This window comes from Hwanghaeella sp. 1Z406, assembly GCF_048892425.1.
Lineage (GTDB): Bacteria > Pseudomonadota > Alphaproteobacteria > UBA8366 > Aestuariispiraceae > Pacificispira.
Genome location: NZ_JBLZHU010000003.1, coordinates 287,333 through 305,813 on the forward strand (window position 1 = coordinate 287,333; position 18,481 = coordinate 305,813).

Annotated in this window: 17 protein-coding genes; 10 read left to right on the forward strand and 7 right to left on the reverse strand. The window is 55.6% G+C overall.

All coding sequences use genetic code 11. The annotated features are described in order from the left end of the window. Positions 1-16: 16 nt before the first annotated feature. From ACOSDR_RS08725 to ACOSDR_RS08745, 5 genes are all read right to left on the reverse strand, one after another. Positions 17-1,639, reverse strand: coding sequence for a fumarate hydratase (locus tag ACOSDR_RS08725; RefSeq protein WP_420723601.1), 1,623 nt, complete (start codon positions 1,637-1,639; stop codon positions 17-19). A gap of 41 nt (positions 1,640-1,680) precedes the next feature. Further along, entirely contained in the window at positions 1,681-2,217 is a 537-nt protein-coding gene (locus ACOSDR_RS08730; RefSeq protein WP_420723600.1) for an SspB family protein, read from the reverse strand. 116 nt (positions 2,218-2,333) lie between these two features. After that, positions 2,334-3,041 (reverse strand): glutathione S-transferase, encoded by a 708-nt coding sequence (locus ACOSDR_RS08735; protein WP_420730977.1) that lies wholly within the window; start codon positions 3,039-3,041, stop codon positions 2,334-2,336. A gap of 169 nt (positions 3,042-3,210) precedes the next feature. Continuing rightward, positions 3,211-3,381: a hypothetical protein gene (locus ACOSDR_RS08740; RefSeq protein ID WP_420723598.1), complete on the reverse strand. Its 171-nt coding sequence runs from the start codon at positions 3,379-3,381 to the stop codon at positions 3,211-3,213. A gap of 220 nt (positions 3,382-3,601) precedes the next feature. Next, positions 3,602-4,906, reverse strand: a complete 1,305-nt coding sequence (locus ACOSDR_RS08745; RefSeq protein ID WP_420730978.1) for a hydroxyacid-oxoacid transhydrogenase — start codon at positions 4,904-4,906, stop codon at positions 3,602-3,604. 131 nt (positions 4,907-5,037) lie between these two features. On the opposite strand from ACOSDR_RS08745, the gene ACOSDR_RS08750 reads away from it, so the two are divergent. The 10 genes from ACOSDR_RS08750 (at position 5,038) to ACOSDR_RS08795 (ending at position 15,707) form a co-directional block, all read left to right on the forward strand. Next, complete coding sequence (locus tag ACOSDR_RS08750; RefSeq protein ID WP_420730979.1) at positions 5,038-5,943, forward strand: helix-turn-helix transcriptional regulator; 906 nt, start codon at positions 5,038-5,040, stop codon at positions 5,941-5,943. 92 nt (positions 5,944-6,035) lie between these two features. Next, positions 6,036-6,749: a YbhB/YbcL family Raf kinase inhibitor-like protein gene (locus ACOSDR_RS08755; protein WP_420723595.1), complete on the forward strand. Its 714-nt coding sequence runs from the start codon at positions 6,036-6,038 to the stop codon at positions 6,747-6,749. Positions 6,750-6,783: 34 nt separating this feature from the next. After that, positions 6,784-7,494 (forward strand): class I SAM-dependent methyltransferase, encoded by a 711-nt coding sequence (locus ACOSDR_RS08760; protein WP_420730981.1) that lies wholly within the window; start codon positions 6,784-6,786, stop codon positions 7,492-7,494. Positions 7,495-7,600: 106 nt separating this feature from the next. Beyond that, on the forward strand, positions 7,601-8,077 hold the full coding sequence (locus tag ACOSDR_RS08765) for a toxin-activating lysine-acyltransferase (protein WP_420723593.1): 477 nt from the start codon (positions 7,601-7,603) through the stop codon (positions 8,075-8,077). 110 nt (positions 8,078-8,187) lie between these two features. Then, positions 8,188-10,479 carry a bifunctional salicylyl-CoA 5-hydroxylase/oxidoreductase gene (locus ACOSDR_RS08770; protein WP_420730982.1) on the forward strand — a complete coding sequence of 764 codons (2,292 nt, stop codon included), beginning with the start codon at positions 8,188-8,190 and terminating at the stop codon, positions 10,477-10,479. Between the two features lie 14 nt (positions 10,480-10,493). Continuing rightward, the gene (locus tag ACOSDR_RS08775; protein WP_420723591.1) at positions 10,494-11,255 is read left to right on the forward strand and encodes an SDR family NAD(P)-dependent oxidoreductase; all 762 of its coding nucleotides are present in this window, start codon (positions 10,494-10,496) and stop codon (positions 11,253-11,255) included. Continuing rightward, positions 11,252-11,803, forward strand: a complete 552-nt coding sequence (locus ACOSDR_RS08780; protein ID WP_420723590.1) for a MarR family winged helix-turn-helix transcriptional regulator — start codon at positions 11,252-11,254, stop codon at positions 11,801-11,803. Before ACOSDR_RS08775 ends, ACOSDR_RS08780 begins: the two co-directional genes overlap by 4 nt. Positions 11,804-11,805: 2 nt before the next feature. Then, entirely contained in the window at positions 11,806-12,618 is an 813-nt protein-coding gene (locus ACOSDR_RS08785) for an enoyl-CoA hydratase family protein (protein WP_420730984.1), read from the forward strand. Between the two features lie 268 nt (positions 12,619-12,886). Then, complete coding sequence (locus tag ACOSDR_RS08790; protein ID WP_420730985.1) at positions 12,887-14,044, forward strand: acyl-CoA dehydrogenase family protein; 1,158 nt, start codon at positions 12,887-12,889, stop codon at positions 14,042-14,044. Positions 14,045-14,081: 37 nt separating this feature from the next. Continuing rightward, the gene (locus tag ACOSDR_RS08795) at positions 14,082-15,707 is read left to right on the forward strand and encodes an AMP-binding protein (protein ID WP_420730986.1); all 1,626 of its coding nucleotides are present in this window, start codon (positions 14,082-14,084) and stop codon (positions 15,705-15,707) included. Here the strand turns inward: ACOSDR_RS08795 and ACOSDR_RS08800 are convergent. Then, positions 15,704-17,761: a 3-hydroxyacyl-CoA dehydrogenase NAD-binding domain-containing protein gene (locus tag ACOSDR_RS08800; protein ID WP_420730987.1), complete on the reverse strand. Its 2,058-nt coding sequence runs from the start codon at positions 17,759-17,761 to the stop codon at positions 15,704-15,706. The genes ACOSDR_RS08795 and ACOSDR_RS08800 overlap by 4 nt on opposite strands. A gap of 60 nt (positions 17,762-17,821) precedes the next feature. After that, a complete protein-coding gene (locus tag ACOSDR_RS08805) occupies positions 17,822-18,328 on the reverse strand; it encodes a hypothetical protein (RefSeq protein ID WP_420723585.1) in 507 nt (168 codons plus the stop codon). Between the last annotated feature and the right edge of the window lie 153 nt (positions 18,329-18,481).

Below are 18,481 nucleotides of genomic sequence, written 5' to 3' on the forward strand. Positions count from 1 at the left end.
GGACATCTCAAGCCGGTCAATCCGGCATCATATCCTTGAAGAAATCATTGCCCTTGTCGTCAATGACGATAAAGGCCGGGAAATTTTCGACCTCAATGCGCCAGATCGCCTCCATGCCCAGCTCTTCATATTCAACAACTTCCACTTTGCGAATACAATCCTGGGCCAGGCGGGCGGCTGGCCCGCCAATGGACCCCAGATAAAACCCGCCATGGGCGGCACAGGCCTTGCGCACGATTGGGGACCGGTTGCCCTTTGCCAGCATGATCATGGATCCGCCTGCGGCCTGGAACTGATCGACAAAACTGTCCATCCGCCCGGCCGTGGTCGGCCCAAAGGAACCAGACGCATAGCCCGTGGGTGTTTTCGCCGGTCCGGCATAGTAAATCGGGTGATTCTTGAAATAGTCCGGCAACGCCTCACCCGCATCCAGCCTGGCGCGCAGCTTGCTGTGGGCGGCATCCCGCGCCACGATGATGGTTCCTGTCAGGGACAGGCGCGTTTTGATTGGATATTGTGACAGCTTGGCCAGCATGTCCGGCATTGGCATCGATAAATCGATTTCAACAACATCCCCGGAGAAACTGTCATCCGAAATTTCCGGCAGGAACCGCGCGGGATCCCGCTCTAACGCTTCCAGAAACACACCATCCTTGGTTATCTTACCCAGTGCCTGACGGTCTGCGGAACAGGATACACCAATGCCAATGGGCAGGCTGGCACCATGACGCGGCAAGCGGATCACACGGACATCATGACAGAAATACTTACCCCCGAACTGCGCCCCGATCCCCATATTGCGGCTTAATTCGTGCACAACCGCTTCCATTTCCAGGTCGCGGAAGCCATGCCCTTCTTCGCCGCCCTGTGTGGGCAGTCCATCAAGATAACGGCAACTGGCCAGCTTCACAGTCTTCAGGTTAAATTCCGCCGATGTCCCACCAATCACAACCGCCAAGTGATAGGGCGGACAGGCAGCCGTTCCCAAGGTGCGGATCTTTTCATCCAGGAATTTGATCAGACGCTCGCGTTCCAACAGCGACGGCGTGCCCTGGAACAGGAATGTCTTGTTCGCAGACCCCCCACCCTTGGCGACGAACAGGAACTTATAGGCGTCCTCAGTCCCTTCCGCATAGAGCTCAATCTGGCCCGGCAGATTGTTGCGCGTGTTCTTTTCCTCGAACATTGAGATCGGGGAAACCTGACTGTACCGAAGATTGTTATGGTTGTAGGCGTCCAGAACCCCTTTTGAGAGCGCGTATTTATCCTCTCCATTGGTCCAGATGCGCCGCCCCTTCTTGCCCATCACGATGGCAGTGCCGGTATCCTGACACATCGGCAGCACACCGCCTGCCGCAATATTGGCATTCTTCAGAAGATCATAGGCGACGAAACGATCATTATCCGATGCTTCAGGGTCATCCAGAATTTTTGCCAATTGCGCCAGATGGCCCGGACGCAATAAATGATTAATGTCGCGAAACGCCTCTTCCGACAACAGGCGCAACCCTTCAGGATCAACCGTGATGATCTCTTCGCCCTGAAACTGTGTTGTTGATACGAAATCGCTGCTCAATTTGCGATAGCTCGTCGTGTCTGGCCCCAGCGGCAGCATATCAAGAAAGGCGGGATCGACCATCGAATGGTTCCTCTTACAACTGGTTTAGCAAGGCAGGTCGTTTATTTTTTTCGAGTGAAATCCAGGGTCACGACGTTATCAGTGCGGGACTCGTCATCCTCCGCCCCGTCATGATCGGCGACGTCGTCCCCCATATTGGCATTGGAGTTCATTTCTTCGCGGCTGGGCCCCTTTTCATCAGAAGCGGCCTCGGGATGCTCCACGGTCACATTATCTTCGTCCACTTCCACATGGAACTGCAGCCCGAAATTGACGGACGGATCGGCGAAGGTGACAAGCGCCGCATAAGGTATGCGCAAATGTTCGTGCTGACGGTTGAAGCTGAGTTCCACATCAAAACCTTCATCATCCGGCTGCAAGCCCCAGAACTGGTGCTGCAGGACAATGGTCATTTCTTCCGGATACTGCGCCTTCAGGCGGTTCGGGATCATCACGTCTGGATGTTCCGTGCGAAAGGTGATGTAGAAATGATGATTGCCGGGCAATCCCCCCTTGGCAGCGCGATCCAGCGCCTTGCGCACAACGGAGCGCATGGCCTGTTCCACCATTTCATTATAGCCAAGCAGATCCTCGTTCATAAAACTTCCACTGGATAGTTCCGCAGGGTCAAGTTTGAGCCCTGTTACACGATCCAAGCCTAGCGAGAAATCCAGACAGGTCAAAGCTGAATTAAGGCTTCAATGCGAATTCGACACTATCGGTCTCGCAGGATGGGCCAATCGCCCGGTGTGAAACCGCCCGCAGTCAGGCGATCCGTCCTGGGACGCTGTACATCCTGTTCCAGTCGTGCCGCGGTTATCCACTGCTGCACCAGGGGGTGATCCAACAGCGCATTAACATAGTCCATGCATTGAGGCGACAGCGACAGGTTAAATCCGTAAACCCGAATTGCCACAGGGGCGAAAAATGCATCCACCGCCCCGAATGCACCAAACAAGTATGGCCCGGCACTGCGGTTCAAGCATTCTGTCCAGGCTGCCTGCAGAACCGCAAGATCTGCCAGGACGCCATCATCCGGTTTGAAATCCAGAAACCGGTTGGACAAATTCATCGGACAGTCCCGGCGCAGATTGGTGAAGCCGGAATGCATGCGCGCGGTCAGGGACCGGGCCAGGGCGCGATCCATGGCATCCTTGGGCCATAATCCAGCATCTGGGGCTTTTTCCGCAGCATATTCAGCAATTGCCAGACTGTCGGCGATGCAAATATCCCCGATGCGCAAGGCAGGAACCGTTCCAACGCCCCCGGTTGCGGCCCGCATAGCAGATTTATGATCAGGCATATCAAGCCAGATCATCTCTTCGTCAAACGACAGGCCTGCCTGGGCCATAACCAGCCACCCCCGCAGGGACCAACTGGAATAAGTACGATTGCCAATGACCAGGACGGGACGTGCCACCATGACGCATGGATCCTATGTTCAGGCCCGTCACACCCACTGGACGAGCGGCGAAGTGTTGCCTTAGATAAGCTGGCTTTCAAGCGCAATCATCGGATCAGAAATGCGAAACCGCCCTCTTTTGGAGGGCGGTCGCACAAACTATTTGAACACTCTATATATGAGAGTGAGATTACGCCGCGATGGACGGTTCGTTCCAGGCGCTGGTCTGCTTGCAGTTAGAGCATACGCGCTCTCCCGGCCAGGCGCTCTTGAAATCAGAACGGCACATCAGGCATTTCCGAGTCTTGGTTTCGTACTTACGGTCAGACTCGGGTTTTTTGTTCTTGCTCGAATCGCTCATTTTTCCATCCATATGATTATGATCGATCATTCATCGAGGCCTTATATAGCCCAGCCAATTTTGAAAAACCACTGTCACATTCACAAATCTGACAGAAAAATAACGCATGGCTGGAAGGGAAAGCTGTGCGTCTTACGCAAAGCCCTGGAATCTAAGCCGGAATCAAAACGAGTCCAAATGTCGTTTTTTCAGCAGTGCGACAATGTTTACCACATGAAATTTACCAATACCGCATCGCATCTGTGAAAATCTTCCGAAGTTCAGACTCCGCAATCGCCAATGGCGCATTGTCCAGCAATCGCCTTTGCGGTGCTGCTTTCGACACCAGATTGTCCAAATCGTCCATTGAATAACCAACACCTGTCAGGCCATTTGGAATACCTGTCGCCCGCATCATCTCTTCGATTCTGTTGGCCAGGGCATCTCCGGGTGCCTGGTCTGCCAGTTCTTCGGCAGACGCCCCCATCGCCTGCGCGCCCAATCGATGACGATCCGGACAGGCCGGACCTGTGAACCGGAAAACCGCTGGGGCGTTCACAATGACAGAAATTCCATGGGGCACCATTGCATGGTTGGATGGCCAGCCGGGTGGTTGATAGTCCCGCACCAGCCCCGCCACCGCATAGGACATGGCATGGGGAATGTGACAGCCCGCATTGCCAAATCCGATCCCTGCCAGCATGCCCGCGAACATCAGGGCTTCATAATCATCCTCCGTCGGGTCATTCACTGCCGATACCAGATGATCGCCAATCAGGCGGATCGATTCGCGGCAGGCCAGATCCGAATAGGGGTTGGCCCCCTGACTCAACGGCCGCGCAGAGGAGGTAGCAGGCTTTGCACGATGGGTGAAGGGACGCGCGGTGAGGCTCTCAAACGCATGGGAGAAGACATCAAAACCATTGGCCCCCAGGACCAGGGGGGGAAGGCTGGCAAGGTTGGTTGGATCTAATATTCCGAGGCTGGGCCGCAAACGAGCATTTGCAATTCCCGTTTTAGCCTCCATCTCCAGAAAATCAAAGATGGCGATCCCCGTGCATTCCGACGCCGTGCCAAAAGTCGTGGGACAGGCTATGTGAGGTTTCAGCGGGCCAGGCACCGGTTTTGCCTGCCCGACAGGGGCATTTACATAGGCCAGGAAGTCGTCTGGATAGGTCGCATACAGATTGGCCGCCTTGGCCGTATCCATGACCGATCCACCCCCGACGGAGATATAGCCGTCAAATTTTCCCTGACGCGCAAACTCGGCCGCGGCCTTGAAAGACCGATCCGTCGGTTCGACTTCCGTTTCAGTATAGACCTCGAAATTCAATCCCGCTCCTTGCAGGGCCTCTGTCACCGTGGCCAGCGCAGGCAGGTCTTTCACCACCCGGTCGGTGAATACGGCGATCCGTGTCATGCAAAGGGCCGCGGCATCCTGACCGATCTCCGCCAGAGCCCCGGCACCAAACTTGATTTTAGGTGCCTCAACGGTAAAGGCATTGTCGCCCGCATCGGTCGGCATGAAATAGGGGGACAGAGCCATTCGCGTTCCTCCAGCTTTTATCGTTCAGGGTCTATCTTTATTTTTAGTGATTTTATAGCGTCTGTGAAAGAAGCTAAAAGTATGCGGTGACGGTACCACACAATCCATGAACGCTGAAACTTGCCAATCCGATGAGACACGCAGATCGAACTGTCGATACGCAAAGCCAGAGAGAGTTTGTAAGCACGCTTCGCCGGCTTGCCGAAGTCGATTCTCGCGCCCTGCTTGAAGATAACAACAATCCAATTCTGTCAGCCTTCGTCACCAGACGTCAGGAGCACATTCGTGAATTGGTCACACCGACAGCAGGGCTTGTCATCGTCATCGAGGGACGCAAAGAGGTGTATGATGGCAGCGAACATCGCCTCTACACGGCCGGAAACGCTTTTGTCCTGACACCAGGGACCCGCTTGGATGTTGTGAACGAACCAGATGCACAATCAGGCTTTTACCGCGCTCTTTTTGTGCAGTTCTCTCGTGAGTTGATCATAAAGGCGGCCCGTCTTTGGCCCCAATTCGTTGGGCGCGGCGGCCAAATCAAATCGGTGCGGGTAAGCGCCGCTCTATGTTCCGCCATACTGCATGGTGCGCAGGTTCTATCGCACACCCTGTCGGCGTCCCCGCGCGTCATCGAGCATCGAATTCTTGAAGTCCTTCTTATCCTAGCCGAACAGGGCGTCCTGCCCCTGGTGCCAAAATATGTTGATGGATCGGTCATCGAGGCGTTTCGTTTGCTTATCCGCCACCGCCTGCATCTGCCCTGGACTGCGGCAAAAGTCGCAAAAGAACTCTCCCTATCGGAAGCGACCTTGCGACGGCGACTGCGGGCGGAGGGCCAGACACTGCGCGAGGTGTTGCGCGTTGAACGAATGAAGGCTGCCTATATGATTCTCCATGACCGAAATGCCGATGTGGCAGACGCCCTTGCCGCAACGGGCTATCGGTCGCGTTCTCATTTTTCCAGACATTTTCAGCAGCGTTACGGATTCACCCCTTCAACCATACGCCGTCAGAAATATGCGCGCGTGAACGACTGATCGGTTTAGGCGCAATTCTGATCGGAACCGGTCCATAAGGGATTGCATCCCCCTCTATACTCTGCAGCATTCAACTCAAGAGGATAGAAGAGATGATGAGGCATCTGAGAATATTAACTGCTGTGACCATCCTGAATGGAATGATCTGCGGCGCATCAGTCCATGCGGACACTGGCCACTTACATGTCAAAATCGGGGGGTTGGCGCCTGATGGACGTCTGCCGGACCAGGCCGCGTTTTGTCCACCCCCCTCCAGCACTGTCAAAAATATCAGTCCCGCCATTGAATGGTCTGCTGGTCCCGATGGCACACAGTCCTATGCGCTGTTGATGATCGATATCGATGTTCCAAAGGATTTCAGCCAGATCAATAAGGCTGGCACGATAATCACTGAGGAATCACCACGCATCACGGTGCATCACTGGGTGCTGGTTGATATTCCAGCTGCCATCACCTCCCTGGCATCGGGTGTCGAAAGTGACGGATTGGTGCCGCATGGAAAACCGATTGGCGAAACAGATCACGGCCGTCGGGGTTTCAATGTTTTTACGTCCTTCCTATCCACACATCCGGATATGGCCGGAACGTACGGCGGCTATGATGGACCGTGCCCGCCGGTCAATGATGAACAGCCGCATCGCTATATCGTGCGCATATTCGCCCTTGATGTTCCCACTTTGGGTTTGCATGGGGCATTTGATGGACCCACTGCCGAAAACGCGATGCAGGGTCATATTCTGGCCCAAAGTGACGCCCTTGCAACCTATACCCTGAACCCCAGGCTTATGCCGAAAGCAACACAATGACACAGCACAGCACCGATTTGCCGAGGGTCAGACGATGACCAAAGACGAAGTGGTGGCCTCAATTCTGTTCAGTCGCGACGCCGGCACATACGATAATCTGCGCCGACGCCTGGTTCCATGCTTCGATGATTTTTACGGAACAGCCCTTAAATTGATTCAGGAATGGCAAACCACACCAGAAATCCATGTTCTGGACATCGGGGCGGGAACAGGCCTGTTCTCTGCGATGGTTTTGGCACAAAGCCCCGCTGCCAGACTCTGCCTTTTGGATGGTTCTTTCGCCATGCTGGATCAGGCACGCAATCGGTTTTCGGGGATCGATCAGGTCGAGTATCATGTTGCCGATATGGCCAATGTTGATTTGACAGGGGCTGACCTTGGCGGCAACTGGGATTTGATCATCTCAGCATTGGCGATTCACCATCTGACTGATGATCATAAACGGGACCTGTATCGACGGATCCACGGTGCCTTAAAACCGGGTGGCCTGTTCGTAAATGCAGAACAGGTCGCCGGCCCGACAGCCATTTCAGACGCACGCTATTCAAAAATATGGCATGAGCAAATTCGGCAACTTGGTGCTTCTGAAGAAGAAATCGAAACGGCTCTGGAACGCATGTCCCATGACAAATGCGCTGCTTTAGACGATCAACTCCAATGGCTGACACAAGTTGGATTTTCCAATGTGGATTGCAGTTTTAAGGCATGGCGTTTTGCCGTGTTCAGCGGCCAAGCACCAAATTGAGGCGGTAGGCGCATGGAATTTTTATTTTGCAATGTCGCCACGGGTAATTTTAGGTATAGAACGATACTTCTTTAAAAAATTTCAATAAACTCGGGGGCAACGGCGTATGGCGAAAACACCGGAGACGGAAACGACACCAAAGACGCACAAAGCCGCCCCCGCCAAGGCGGCTCCGACCGTTGCGTCGGTTCTGGGTGAGATTTGCTGGCTATTCTCCATGACACCATCGCATCGCTATTTCTTTATGGCGGATCTGGAATGGTTGGTCATGACGCCGGTTATGAAACAACAGTTCCGCATCTATCGCGACGAAAATGGCCGCCCGATGGGGTTGGTTCTGTGGGCCAAGCTGAATGCGGATGCCGAAGAGAGATTGATTCAGGGATCGACCAGGATACGACCGCAGGATTGGACATCCGGTGATCGCCATTGGATCATTGATGTCGTCGATCTGACCGGGGGCCAGCGCGCGCAACAGATGATCGATGAAATGAAATCTGCTGTCTTCAAAGAGACTCCCTTCAAATATCATCGCACCGACAGCTCTGGAAATCGCGTAATCGTTGATACCAGCAAGGCCTGATTTTCCAAAATCATCAAAATTGTTTTAAGCTTAAATATTTTTAGCTTGAAATAAATTTCTGCCTGCGTCACGCTCAGTCCCTACCAATTGTGAGTATGGGAGAGAACGTGATGCGTGTAGCTTGTCTTGGGGGCGGTCCGGCCGGTCTCTACTTCGCGATCTCAATGAAGGTGCGCAATCCCGATCACGAAATTGTCGTGATTGAGCGCAACCGACCCTATGACACATTTGGCTGGGGGGTCGTCCTGTCGGACGAAACACTGGATAATCTTGCGCGCAATGATGCAGAGAGCGCGGCGGATATCCGCGCCAATTTCTCCTATTGGGATGATGTCGCGGTACATTATCGCGACACGGTGATCCGATCCGGCGGGCATGGCTTCTGTGGTATTGGACGGCGCAAACTTCTGAACATCCTGCAGGACCGTGCAGCAGACCTGGGCATTGAGGTTCAGTTCGAAACCGAAATCGACAGTGTTGAGCCTTATCGCGATTACGACCTGGTTATTGCGTGCGACGGCATCAATTCAAAAACCCGCAAAACTTTTGAGGATGTCTTCAAGCCCGATATCGATACCCGGGCCTGCAAGTTCATCTGGCTGGGCACCAAACAGAAATTTAACGGTGCGTTTACCTTCATCTTTGAAGAAACGGAGCATGGCTGGATCTGGGTCCATGCCTATCAGTTCGATTCAGAAACCGCGACCTTCATTGTGGAATGTTCAGAGCAGACCTGGAAGAATTTCGGCTTCGATACGATGACCACCGACGAGACCATCGCAACCTGCGAGAAGGTCTTTGAGAAATACCTGGATGGTCACAGTTTGATGAGCAACGCGCGACATCTGCGCGGCTCTGCCTGGCTGAACTTCAATCGGGTCCTGTGCGAAACCTGGTCTCATGAGAATATCGTCCTGATGGGCGATGCGGCAGCCACCGCGCATTTCTCCATCGGATCCGGCACCAAGCTGGCACTGGAAAGCGCCATTGCCCTGGCAGATATGGTGCATTCCGAACCCAGTCTGAAAGACGCCTTCGCCCGCTACGAGGCTGACCGTCGCTTGGAAGTGCTGCGCCTGCAATCCGCCGCGCGCAATTCCACGGAATGGTTTGAGGAGGTGGAGCGCTATCTGCATCTGGACCCGACGCAATTTGCCTATTCCTTATTGACCAGATCACAGCGGATCAGTCATGAAAATCTGCGCGCCCGGGATGCCAAATGGCTGGCAGAAGCCGAAAAATGGTTTGAAAAATCCGCCACTGGAAAGGCTCCCGAAGCGGCCCGCCCGCCCATGTTTGTCCCCTTCAGGCTGCGCGGCATGGAATTGATGAACCGCGTTGTTGTCTCCCCCATGGCACAATACAAGGCCGTCGACGGGGTGCCGACCGATTGGCATTTCACCCATTACACCAGTCGCGCCCTGGGCGGGGCCGGTCTGGTCTATACCGAAATGACCTGCGTGTCGCCTGAAGGGCGCATCACGCCTGGCTGTCCCGGCCTTTATTCCGACGATCAGGAAGCCGCCTGGAAGCGGATTGTTGATTTCGTGCATCAGGAAAGCCCCGCCAAAATTGCCCTGCAATTGGGTCATTCCGGCCCTAAAGGGTCGACCCAGGTTGGTTGGGAAGAAATGGATGCCCCGCTGAAAGATGGGAATTGGGAAATTCTTTCCCCCACAGCCCAGCCCTGGTCCTCAAAGAACCAAACGCCCAAGGCAATGACCCGCGTCGATATGGATATGGTCCGTGACCAATTCGTGGCTGCCGCCGAACGGGGCAACCGTGCGGGCTTTGATTTGCTGGAACTGCATTTCGCCCACGGATATCTGCTGTCGGCCTTCATCACCCCGCTGACCAACCAGCGCGAGGATGACTATGGCGGCACCCTGGAAAACCGCATGCGTTTCCCGCTGGAAATATTCCATGCGGTGCGCAAGGTCTGGCCGGATGACAAGCCAATGTCAGTCCGGATTTCCGCCAATGACTGGGTTGAAGGCGAAGGGATCGGCCCGGATGATGCGGTTGAAATCGCCGGCATGCTGAAAGAGGCAGGCGTTGACATCATAGATGTTTCCGCCGGACAGACATCCAAGCGGGCGCAGCCGGTTTATGGACGGATGTTCCAAACACCGTTTTCAGACCGCATCCGCAACGAGGCGGGGATCGCCACCATGGCGGTTGGCAATATCTATGAGCCAGACCACCTGAATTCCATACTGATGGCGGGGCGCGCAGACCTGTGCTGTCTGGCCAGACCGCATTTGGCGGATCCTTACTGGACCCTGCATGCAGCCGCCGATCTGGGCTATGACATGCAGGACTGGCCTGCCCCCTATCAGCCCGGTCGGGATCAATTGACACGCCTTGCCGCACGACAGGATGTCATGACCGGCAAAGTTTAGCGATAGAGGATACAATGGCAGACCTCAACGGACAGCATGCACTCATCACCGGCGGCGGAACGGGCGTCGGGGCGGCAATTGCTCGCTGTCTGTCAGAGGCCGGCGCAGCAATAACGATCGCCGGGCGACGCCTTGCGCCCTTGCAGGACCTGGCCAAACAATTGCCAAAGGCACAGGCGATACAATGTGACGTTACTGACGAGGAGTCTGTTGCCGCCCTCTTTGCGGCCGCTGCGGAGACCTTTGGGCCTGTAACAATCGCCGTCGCCAATGCTGGGGCAGCGAAAAGTGCCCCTATCGGCAAAACCGATATGGCGCTGTGGGAATCCAGCCTGGCCGTTAATCTGACCGGGGCCTTTCTGACCGCCAGGGAAGCGCTGGCTTCCATGCGTCAATCCAAACAGGGCCGCATCATTTTCGTTGCCAGTACAGCGGGCTTGAAAGGCTATGCCTATGTCTCGCCCTATTGCGCCGCCAAGCATGGCGTCATCGGCTTAACCAAAGCATTGGCCCTGGAAGTTGCCAAGGAAGGCATCACTGTCAACGCGATCTGCCCCGGCTTCACCGAAACCCCTTTGCTGCAAGATTCCATCACAAATATCATGGAAAAGACCGGGCGCGACGAAGAAGCGGCCCGGGCAAGCCTGTTGAAAACCAACCCGCAGGGCCGTTTCATTCAGCCGGAAGAAATTGCCGAAACGGCCTTGTGGCTGTGTTCAAGCCAGGCCAGCAGCATTACAGGCCAAGCCATCTCTGTTTCCGGGGGAGAAACATGACCATACAAGACCCCGCAACCGCTGCGCATATAAAAAGCTCAAAACCTGCCCGATTGGACGAAGCAGAATTGCTGCGCAAGATGCGGCTGCGCCTGTGGATCAATATGCTGCGCACCACGCGGCATATCGAAAACACATTACGGGAACGATTTAAGTCGGAATTCGAAGCCACCCTGCCCCGGTTCGATGTAATGGCCGCGCTGTTCCGAAATCCTGACGGCATGACGATGACCCGGCTTTCGGAAAGCCTGATGGTGTCCAATGGCAATGTGACCGGCATTGTAGAACGGCTGGTAGAAGAGGGATTGGTCAATCGATCCGCCCATGACACAGACCGGCGCACGGCGATTGTGATGTTGACCCCGGATGGTCAATCCACATTTTCTGATATGGCAGATGAGCATCATGCCTGGATCAACGCGCTTTTGGAACCGATCCCGCAGGACGAAATTGAACATCTGACGGAACTGCTGCAAGGCCTGCGCGACGCGCAGACGGCGGAACAGCAAAAGACCCGCCAGGCCAAGCGTAAGAAAAAGGACCAATGACAATGACCGCCATGAAGAATCTGAAACCAAAACACTTCCTGTGGGAAATGCAGGGGGATGTCGCCGTCATCCGCCTGAACCGACCAGAGCGCAAAAACCCGCTGACCTTTGAAAGCTATGCAGAATTGCGCGACACATTTCGCGACCTTGCCTATTGCGATGATGTGAAGGCGGTGGTTTTCGCCTCCAATGGCGGTAACTTTTCCTCTGGCGGGGATGTTCATGATATTATCGGTCCGCTGCTGGATCGCGACATGAAGGGATTGCTGGAATTCACCCGAATGACCGGCGATCTGGTCAAGGCGATGAAGGCCTGTCCCCAGCCTGTGATCGCCGCTATTGATGGTATCTGTGTCGGGGCTGGTGCGATGGTCGCCTTGTTTTCTGATCTGCGCCTGGGTACCGATGCATCAAAGACGGCATTTCTTTTCACACGCGTTGGATTGGCGGGATGTGATATGGGCGCCTGTGCCATGTTGCCCCGTGTCATTGGACAGGGCCGCGCAGCGGAATTGCTGTACACTGGTCGTTCCATGTCGGGGGAAGAAGGTCTGGCCTGGGGATTCTTTAATCGACTTGTGGACGCTGATGCGCTGGAATCTGATGCCATTGCCCTGGCACAGTCCATCGCGACTGGGCCAAATTTTGGTCATATGATGACCAAGACCATGCTGAACCAGGAATGGTCCATGACCCTGGATCAGGCCATCGAAGCAGAAGCGCAGGCGCAGGCGATCTGTATGCAGACCCGCGACTTCCGCCGCGCCTATGATGCTTTTGTCGCGAAACAACGCCCCGATTTTAAAGGGGATTAAGCGATGATGCGGACCCATCATCTTCATGAAGAAAACAGGGGCTGGCACGGTCAAAATCCCGTGCTTGCCCCGCCTCTCTTGAGGGGGGGAGCCCCATCTTTTACTCCTCCCCCCTTGAGGGGGGGAGGTTGGGAGGGGGGTGCTCTCTCCTCCGCATTCAAGCCAACTGTAGGCAAAGGCCTTACGGCCTATCACCCCCACCCCAACCCTCCCCCCTCTAGGGGGAGGGAGTACAAGAACGATTTTCTTCTGTTACAAGGTGCCAATTATGCCTGATACAACTTTTCTGGATTGGCCGTTTTTCGAAGAGAAACACCGCAGACTTGCCGCGGATCTAGACGCCTGGGCACAGGCGGAATTGAGCCATGTCGATCATGGGGATGTTGATGCGGCCTGTCGAGATCTGGTTGCACGATTGGGTAAGGCGGGATGGTTGACCCACAGCGCGCCTGATCCGGATGCACTCACGCCGCTGGATGTGCGCAGCCTTTGCCTGATCAGGGAAACCCTGGCACGGCATGATGGATTGGCGGATTTTGCCTTTGCCATGCAGGGACTGGGCACCGGCGCACTGTCCCTGTTCGGCAGTCGGGAACAGCAACGCGAATGGTTGCCGCGCACGCGCGCCGGAACCGCGATTGCCGCCTTCGCCCTCAGCGAGCCAAAATCAGGATCTGACGTTGCCAATATTGAATTGTCCGCAGAGGAAACAGCAGATGGTTACGTTCTGACCGGGGAGAAGACCTGGATTTCGAATGGTGGCATCGCAGATTTCTATGTCACCTTTGCCCGCACTGGGGAAGGCCCCGGCGCAAAGGGTCTCAGCGCCTTCCTGGTGCCAGCCGATACGCCCGACCTGAAAATTGCCGAACGTCTGGACGTCATCGCGCCCCATCCCCTGGCCCGATTGCATTTTGATGGCACCACGATTCCTAAATCTGCACTGATCGGGGAGCGGGGCAAGGGCTTCCGCATTGCGATGAGTGTCTTGGACATTTTCCGTTCCACCGTCGGCGCAGCGGCTTTAGGTTTTGCCCGCCGTGCCCTGGATGAAGGCCTATCCCGCGCGGCCACTCGCGAATTGTTCGGGGCCCCACTGGCGGATTTACAGATGGTTCAGGGGCACTTGGCCGATATGGCATTGGATGTGGATACATCAGCCCTGCTGATTTACCGCGCCGCCTGGACAAAGGATTCGGGTGCCGCCCGGATCAGCCGAGAGGCCTCCATGGCGAAGCTGTATGCAACAGAGGCCGCCCAACGAGTCATCGATGCCGCCGTGCAACTGCATGGCGGGGACGGCGTGCGCAGCGGCACCATAGTCGAGCGGCTGTATCGCGAAATTCGCGCATTGCGCATTTACGAGGGGGCGAGTGATGTCCAAAAGGTGGTCATCGCCCGTCATTTGCTTTCTGAGAAAGACTGACTTTTAGATCCGGCACGACGAAATGAGGGCACAGACCATGTTGGGACCATCCGCACACACCGATACCTTTACCAGAGACAATCTGCCGCCAAAGGATCAATGGCCGGACCTGATCCTGGACCGCCCCGAATTTCAATATCCCGATTACATCAATGTCGGTGTCGAATTGACGGATCGTATAGTTGAGCGTGGCTTTGGGGATAATACGGCGCTGATCGGCAATGGCCGCAAACGCACCTACAAGGAATTGACCGACTGGACCAATCGGCTGGCCCATGCGCTGGTAGAAGATTACGGGTTGGAGCCTGGCAATCGCGTGCTGATCCGGTCTGGAAACAATCCGGCCATGGTTGCGATCTGGCTGGCAGTGACCAAGGCCGGCGGGGTTGCGGTCAACACAATGCCGATGCTGCGCGCCGTAGAACTGGCCAAGATTGTGGATAAGGCGGAAATCAAACTGGCCCTGACGGACAGCCGCATGGCCGACGAATTGGTCGCCTGTGCCAAGGACAATAAATTCCTGCAGCAAGTCATCAACTTTGATGGCACCGCGAACCATGACAGCGAATTGGACCGCATCGCACTGAACAAATCCGTGAAGTTCCAGGCCGTGAAAACCGGGCGAGATGATGTCGCACTGCTGGGCTTTACGTCCGGCACGACCGGTTCGCCAAAAGCGACGATGCATTTTCACCGCGACATACTGGCGATCGCCGACGGCTATGCGGCAAATATTCTAAAGGTCACGCCGGATGATGTATTCGTTGGATCCCCACCCCTGGCCTTCACTTTTGGCCTGGGCGGCTTGGCGGTGTTTCCCCTTCGTTTCGGGGCCACGGCGACCCTGCTGGAAACAGCGACCCCGCCTAACCTGATCGAGATCATCGAAACTCATAAAGCGACGATCTGTTTTACGGCCCCCACTGCCTATCGTGCGATGATGGCTGCCATGGACAAGGGGGCGGATTTATCCAGCCTGCGTATTGCGGTATCTGCTGGGGAAACCCTGCCCGCTGCAACGTTCACCGCCTGGACAGAAAAAACCGGCGTTCCGATACTGGATGGGATTGGTGCGACGGAGATGCTGCATATCTTTATCAGCAACGCGATAGGCACTGCGACCGGGGGATCGACCGGCACTGCGATTGCTGGCTATGAAGCCAAGGTGGTTGATAACGACATGGTGGAAGTTCCCCGTGGCACGGTTGGCAAGCTGGCGGTGCGGGGGCCAACAGGCTGTCGGTATCTGGCTGATGACAGGCAAAAGGAATATGTCCGGGATGGCTGGAACCTGACGGGCGATGCCTTCTATCAATCCGAAGACGGGAATTTCCATTTTGCCGCCCGGGCGGATGATATGATCGTGTCATCAGGCTACAACATTGCCGGACCGGAGGTGGAGGACGCCTTGTTGCGGCATGAAGCCGTCGCGGAATGCGGTGTGGTGGGTGTGCCCGATGAAGACCGTGGTCAAATCGTCAAGGCCTTCATCGTGCTGAAGCCTGGATATGAGGGCGGTGCCCTGATGGTCAAAACCCTGCAGGATTTTGTGAAGGCGACCATTGCCCCTTACAAGTATCCCCGCGCGATCAGTTTCCTGGAGGCACTGCCCAAAACGCAGACCGGGAAGCTGCAACGCTTCCGGCTGCGCGATCAGGCTTAGGCTAGTGTCTTTAGGCCTACCGATGGCTCCCAGAAATCATGGCTCTGGGAGAATTCGGTAACCTTTGCCAGGACCGTATCGAAGCCGATGCGTTCAGCCCAGAACATCGGCCCGCCCAATTGGCGCGGGAAACCATAACCATTGCAGAACACGACATCCACATCACTGGCCCGCTGAGCAATGCCCTCGTGCAGTAAGGCACAGGATTCATTGACCAAGGCGTACAGGCAGCGTTCAACGATTTCCTGATCTGTGATCTCACGCCGGGTGATGCCGGATTCCTTCGCCGTATCTTCCGCAAGGGCCTCCACATTCGGGTCCGGGACTGGTTTGCGATTGCCTGGCTCATACAGGTAAAAGCCCCGCCCGGTTTTCTGACCAAAGCGCCCCATTTCACATAAGCGATCCGGCAGGGTGCAGTACCGTTTGTTCGGGTCGCGCAAATGCGCCGTCGCCTTGCGCTGTGCCCAGGCGATATCCAGCCCGGCCAGATCCATTACCGCGAAAGGTCCCAAGGCCATGCCGAAATTGGTCAGGGCGTGGTCGACCTGTGTCGGACTGGCGCCTTCCTCCATCAAGAAGATCGCTTCCCGTCGATAGACATTGTAAATGCGGTTGCCAATGAACCCATCACAAACTCCGGCCACGACTGGCGTTTTACCAAGCTTCTTGCCCACTGCAAGCGCGGTGGTCAGGGCTTCTGGCGACGCTTTATCCGCGCGCACGATTTCCAGCAGTTTCATGATATTCGCCGGGCTGAAGAAATGCATGCCCAACACATCAGAAACACGATCCCCCGCAGCGGTCGCAATCTCATTCACGTCGATGTAAGACGTGTTGGTTGCCAGGATCGTCCCAGGTTTGGTTACCCGAGCCAAAGTGGCGAAGATTTCCCGCTTCACGGACAGGTCTTCAAAAACCGCCTCAATCACCAGATCCGCCGCAGCCAATTCTTCAATATCCGTCACCGGTTTCAGGGCGGCCAGACGCGCATCCTTTTGGACATCTTTCAGGCGGCCTTTGGCGACTTGATCCTGATAATTCTTTTCAATCCGCGCACAGCCTGCATCCAGGGCTTGCTGCGCCCGTTCCAGCAACATGACCTGATAGCCAGCATCCAGCAGCGCGATTGCAATGCCGCCCCCCATCGTGCCCGCACCAATCACTGCGACAGTCTTAATCGTCCGCGATGGTGTTTTTGAATCGATGTCGGCAATCTTGGTCGCGGCGCGTTCTGCAAAGAACATATGGCGCAATGCGGCCGCTTCTTCAGATGCAACACAGGCTTCAAAAATTTCCCGTTCTTTCTTGGACCCTTCCGCGAAGGGCAATAGAGAAGCCTCAACGCATTCCAGACAGGCCAGCGGGGCACGCATGCCTTTCGCACGTTTGGCGGTCTGTTCCCGCAAGGTTACGAAAAATTCTGGCGCGGGTGCCTCAACGGCGCGGGCTGAAACCGCAACGGGTTCTCCAGCCTCTGCCATTTCCTCCGCGAAGGACAGGGCTGCAGGCAGAATGTCCCCGGACACGACACGATCCACAATGCCCAACTCCAGGGCCTTTTTCGCACCAACCGGCTTACCGGAAATGATCATATCCGCAGCGGCCGCAATCCCTGCTAAGCGCGGCAAGCGTTGTGTGCCGCCTGCCCCTGGGGGAATGCCCAAATTGACCTCCGGCTGTCCGACCATACCGCCCTCGACCAGAATGCGGTAATGACAGGACATGGCAATTTCAAGCCCGCCGCCCAGCGTATGGGCCTGCAAGGCGGCGATGGTTGGCTTTGGACAGGCATCCAGGGCGGCAATCAGAGTATGCAAGCTGGGCTCCCCCTCCGGCCAGGGCTTGCCAAACATGGCGATATCCGCGCCACCAATCAGACCGCGACCCCCCCCCATCAGCACAATGGCTTTCACTTGTGGATCCGTCTCTGCCGCACGCAGATGAGCAATCAGACCGCCGGGAACACCGGGGCTCATGGCATTGACGGGTGGGTTTTCGATAATGATCACGGCAATAGGACCGTGCTGTTCCAGACGGGTCAGGTCAGACATGAACTCTCTTTCTTTATGATAAATTTTCAGGCGCCACCCTAGCGACCCAGACCACTAAATTCAAACAGCCTCAATCGGTGTTCGGGTGATTTTGTCGGTATTGCGCCCCTCAATCCTCAGCAAGCGGGTCGGCCCCCTGCGCAACGGTGCATGAACCGCCCCTGTGGGATAAATATGGGCGTCGCCCGGCACCATATTATAACGACGGACCAGTTCAACCTTGGCCGGGCTGTCATCTGTTGCGGGGCGCAGAATACGCCAATCAGTCATCTCGGTTTCACCCTCTGCCTGACCATAAATCGCCCAGGTCGGCCCGTGGTCATGGGGATCGCCGGATTTCTCCCCCTCATACACATGGGCGCAAATACAGAATCCCAGATCAGAATCTTCGTACAAGACCTGCCGCTCTGGATCCTTCGGACGGTTCAGGATCGTCTGTTCCAGGAAGGTGGGGTCCGCCAGAGCCCGCTTCACATGGTCGCACACAGAAATTAGGGTCTTTTCCGATTCACCCTCCTTTAGTGTCATGCGGCAATCTTCAATCAGGGCGTCTAAAGTATAAGTCATTTTTCAATTCTCCCATATCAGGAAGCACTCTCAAGAAACCCAAGTTTTTTGGGGTTTTGGAGGCAACTTCCATGATTTTTCAAATTATTTCCGCCAAAGATTAGCGCGTTCGGACCCCATGAACCAGCGTTGGATATGTCGCATCTGCGATTT